This window comes from Armatimonas sp. (assembly GCF_043760365.1).
Taxonomy (GTDB): domain Bacteria; phylum Armatimonadota; class Armatimonadia; order Armatimonadales; family Armatimonadaceae; genus Armatimonas.
In genome coordinates this window covers 1-4,179 of the sequence record NZ_JAYUPA010000629.1, presented here as the reverse complement: position 1 = coordinate 4,179, position 4,179 = coordinate 1, and the positions used below count along the sequence as shown (strand labels likewise).

The window sequence follows — 4,179 nt, the reverse complement described above, 5'->3', positions numbered from 1 at the left end:
CTAGTGCCGCTACAAAGAACACGCGTCCCGGGCAAGATTCCAGCATCATCGCCACTTGCGATCACGATCCCAGCAAGGGCGTAGCCTGGAATCAGGGGGAACTCGGGCATCCCTGGCTGGTTGCCTGCTAGTACCCTTAGCTCCGTACCCGGACTGATGCAGGTGAACGCGGTTTTTATCAAAACCTCGTCGGACTCGGGCTCTGGAACGGTTACTTCACACAGTTCAACCTGCCCCGGGTCACTAAAGAGGATTGCTTTTGTTTTCATGCCGTTTGTGTTGCTCCTTGGGAAGTAGAAGCATTGCAATAACTGCGCCACCCGCTCCTAGCCAAAAGGGTGCTGCGGGAGACACCGTGTCGTAGATCCCGCCCGCGATCAGGCTGGCGGGGAGCGCCCCGATTCCGACAACCAGGTGGAAAATCCCGAGCTGTCGTCCGCGCTGCGTGGGATCGGTCATATCTGCTGCAAGCGCCTTTTGTGCTCCTTGGGTCAGGGTGGAGTAGAGCCCATAGAGCAGGAACAGCCCCAGAACTCCCCCGAAGCCCACGCCGCTGGGTAGCAGGGCAAAGCCCGCGTAGACAAGCGCAAAAACTCCCCAGCCCGCCACGATGAGTGGCCAGCGCCCGACGGTGTCAGAGAGCTTCCCCACAAGATAGCCAAGGCTCGCCTCCACCATGTTAAAGAGGGCATAGAGCAGCAGGATGCTCTCCGGCGTGAGCTTAGCACCCTCCTGGGCCCGTAGGAGCAAAAACTGATCTGAGGAGTTCACAAGGCTAAAGACTCCCACGGAAAGTAGGAACCGCTTGTAGGTCGGGGACAGTCCCGCGAGGCTGAAGAGCCTCTCCTTGCCTTGCTTCTCCTTGCCTTGCCTCTCTGCGCTGCTGAGGCGAGGTGTTTTTTCGTGTGGGGTTTCTTTAACGACTAGCCAGAGCAGGAGCACGCCGAGGAGGGCGGGGAGGAAGGCGATCCAGTAGAGCGAGCGCAGGCTGTTCGGGTTAGCTCGGAGGAAGAAGTAGCCGATCAGTGGCCCCAGCACGGCACCGGTTGTGTCCAGGCTTCGGTGGAGGCCAAACGCGCGGCCACGCTGCTCCTTGGGACACACATCGGCGATAAGGGCATCGCGGGGGGCGCCACGCAAGCCCTTGCCGGTACGGTCCAGGAGCCGGGCCGCCAGCACCTGCGGCCACACGCCCGCCGCACCGATCAGGGGTTTCGAGAGCGCCGCCAGCCCGTAGCCCAAGAGCGCCAGCGGTTTGCGCCTACCCATTCTATCCGAGAGCGTTCCTGAGTAGAGCTTTAAAATGCTCGCCGTGGACTCCGCCAATCCCTCGATCAGCCCCAGCACCCACGCGGGTGCCCCCAGCATACGGAGCAGCTGCCCATTGATCGGGTAGACCATCTCGCTGGAAAGGTCGGTGAGCAGGCTGACGAAGCCTAGCGCCTTGACGGTAGCGGGCAGGGAGGGCTCGTCTGTCACTTAAAACCGCCAGAGCAGATCGGTGTCTTTTTCGAGCGTGTGATCCATCAGAAACGCCCGGAGTGCGGGGATGGGCATGAGGTTCTCGCGCAAAAACGCATCGTGGAATGCTATATCCGTCTTGCCTGACTCCAGCCACTCGGCGTGGAGCGCATGTACCTGCATCCCACCGATGAGATAGGCGAGCTGGTAGAGCGGGTCGTAGCTTCCGCCAAAGCTGCGGCGCACTTCGGCCTCCGCGTTCTTGGGTTCGTGCCCGACTTCCTCGACCAGTAAGTCAATGCACTGCTGCGGTGTCCACTCGCCGAGATGGAATTTTAAGGAGAAGAGCACGCGGGCGCAGCGGTGCAGGCGCCAGAAAAGCATCCCGACGCGCTGCAGGGGCGTTTGGGGGAAGCCGCGCTCCCAGAGCAGAAACTCCCAGTGCAGTGTCCAGCCCTCCACCCAGAACGCCGTCCAGAACTGCCGACGGTAGGGCCGGTAGCGCTCCTGACAGAATGACTGCATGTAGTGGCCGGGAATGAGCTCGTGGTGCACGGTGGCGCGGGCGAAGTGCTTGTTGTTGCCGCGCTGGCTCATTTGTTTGAAATCGTGCTCCATCGAGTCCGTTGGGTACGAGACCCAGATCGTCTCGCCGCCCAGAAAGAACGGGTTCACCGTTTGCATCTCCGGCGACATCATGATCATCCGCCAGCCATCACGGGCAATCTCGGGCACGGTGAGCAGATTATTGTCCTCCACAAAGGCAATCGCCTCATGAGTCAAATCCCGTATCAGCGCGACTTGCTCACCGGGCTTACAGTGGTCTGCCTTGGCCGCCTCGATCGCGGCGCGGCCACTCTCCAAATCCAGCTCCTGCGCCGCTTTCTCCAGCTCGGCCAGGCACCACTGACGGTCGGTGTCGGCTTTGGCGATCAGCTCCTCGGGTGTGTAGGGAATAAAGCTCGCTCGAAGCTCCGCGATCAGCGCGTCGCGCCCGACGGGGTCGCCCACAATTGCATCGCTGTCCGACGGCTTGAGTGCTGTGGCGTACTCCGTGAGGGCTTTTTCCAGCTTCTCGTAGGGCACGCGGCACCACCAGCCCACTAGGGGATCGTAGCCTCCATAAAATGTCCACCAGTTTTTGAGGGTCTCCAGAATGCTCTCCGTCGCCTTTGCCGCCCGCAGCGCAAGTGTCTGCTTTAAATCGTCTGGTTTGGTTGGAATGCTCTTGAGCGAAGTTTCCAGGATACTTGCGGCAGCTTCCGCATCTATGGGGTGGTGGTTGCGACGGGCATCGTCGAGCTCGGTCAGGGGGTCAACAAAGGGAATAAGCTCCGCAATCTCGATAAGCTCCATCCGTCCGCGCTCCAAACGGCTTGCTTCACGCTGGATCAGGTTTCTGAAGAGGAGCCAGTCAAGCCGATCTGGGCGCGTGAAGTCGTCAAAGGGAAGTTTTCCTAGCGCTTCAGCCCAAGCTGCAAAGTATGCAAGCAGACTTTCGTGGCGTAGGGGCGAGTAGGCATTGGGGTAGCGGCGCTCAAGGGCAGCGCGGTCTGAGGCAAAGCGTGCCAGGATCGTGGGCATGCGGTCGGCGGAGGCAGTGAGGAGTTCTTCGAGAGGGATCATGGGGGAATTATACCTTTTGCCCCGCCGATTGGAACGGCGGGGCTGGAGAGCCTGCGGCTACAAAGGGCTGCCGCCCATGAGAATGGGATCATGGCCGGAACGGTCTTCGTAGCGGAGCCTGCGACGCTCTCCAGGTACCCCGCTCCAACCGGGGTGCTACACCCGTCGTCCGATTCGCGCACCTTGGTAGGTGGCGGCTTCCACGGTTTGGGGGATATTGGCGTCTCCAATGGTGTAGAGCTCACTGACTTTCCCGCGAAGCTCATGTGTTAGCTTGTTATTACAGGCGGAACCCACAACTCCCACGACCAGCTCGATATTTTCAAGAACGAGTTCTTCTGCAGTATCTACATGGCGTAGTATTTTTTTGGTTGTGGCGGATTCTGTAAGCTTGTAACCAGGATAGAATGTTACACCGCGTTTCCGGAAGTGCTGAAGAAACTCATCTAAGAGCATCGTGTCGCCGGTACTGCGAATTGAAGCCAGTGGAGTAACAAAGACAACTTCCTTTCCTAACGCGGAGAGATAGTCACAGACAGTTATTGCCCGGTTGGATCCCTCGTTGTCAAAGATCAGAACCCGGTTTTTGTCCCCGATGCGATCAAGGTAATCGTCACTGGGAAGTACTTCATTTGTGGTGAGGGTATTGTGCAAGCGATTCGGCTTTGACCCTGTGGCGACAATCACGCAGTCGGGCTGAAGCGCAAGAACACTCTCCTCCGTGGCGTTGGTGTTGAGGCGGACGTCGAGCTTTTTTGCCTGTCGTTGGTAGAACTCGGCGATGCGGCCCCAGGGTTTTCTAAGCGGCGATGTGGCGGCGAGGAGCACTTGCCCGCCAATCTGCCCGCTGCATTCCAGTACGATCACCTCGTGGCCGCGTGCGTGGGCCGTGAGCGCGGCCTCCATACCCGCCGGGCCTGCGCCGACGATCACCACGCGCTTTTTTGTCGCCGCTGGGATTAGCTCCGACCAGCCCGGCATCGCCTCGCGGCTCGTGAGGGGGTTGTAGACGCACGTCATGCGATCCATCGCGCCGTGGCAGGATTGGAGGCAGCGCGTGCAATAACGAATGTCGTCAAGCCTACCCTCAAA

General features: G+C 59.8%; 4 protein-coding genes. All 4 read right to left on the bottom strand.

Annotated elements, in window-relative coordinates:
• The coding region (locus ACH2EH_RS14390; protein ID WP_395142737.1) for an alcohol dehydrogenase catalytic domain-containing protein at positions 1 to 269 on the bottom strand (269 nt) is incomplete at its 3' end.
• A complete protein-coding gene (locus ACH2EH_RS14385) occupies positions 244 to 1,479 on the bottom strand; it encodes an MFS transporter (protein WP_395142736.1) in 1,236 nt (411 codons plus the stop codon). The genes ACH2EH_RS14390 and ACH2EH_RS14385, both read right to left, overlap by 26 nt.
• On the bottom strand, positions 1,480 to 3,087 hold the full coding sequence (locus ACH2EH_RS14380) for a DUF885 family protein (RefSeq protein ID WP_395142735.1): 1,608 nt from the start codon (positions 3,085 to 3,087) through the stop codon (positions 1,480 to 1,482).
• Positions 3,088 to 3,243: 156 nt separating this feature from the next.
• Positions 3,244 to 4,179, bottom strand: a 936-nt coding sequence (locus ACH2EH_RS14375; RefSeq protein WP_395142734.1) for an FAD-dependent oxidoreductase, incomplete at its 5' end; no start/stop codon positions are given.

Bases quoted from the DNA above. Each gene is read 5' to 3' on its own strand.
- ACH2EH_RS14380 (WP_395142735.1), bottom strand. From the start codon at position 3,087: ATGATCCCTCTCGAAGAACTCCTCACTGCCTCCGCCGACCGCATGCCC.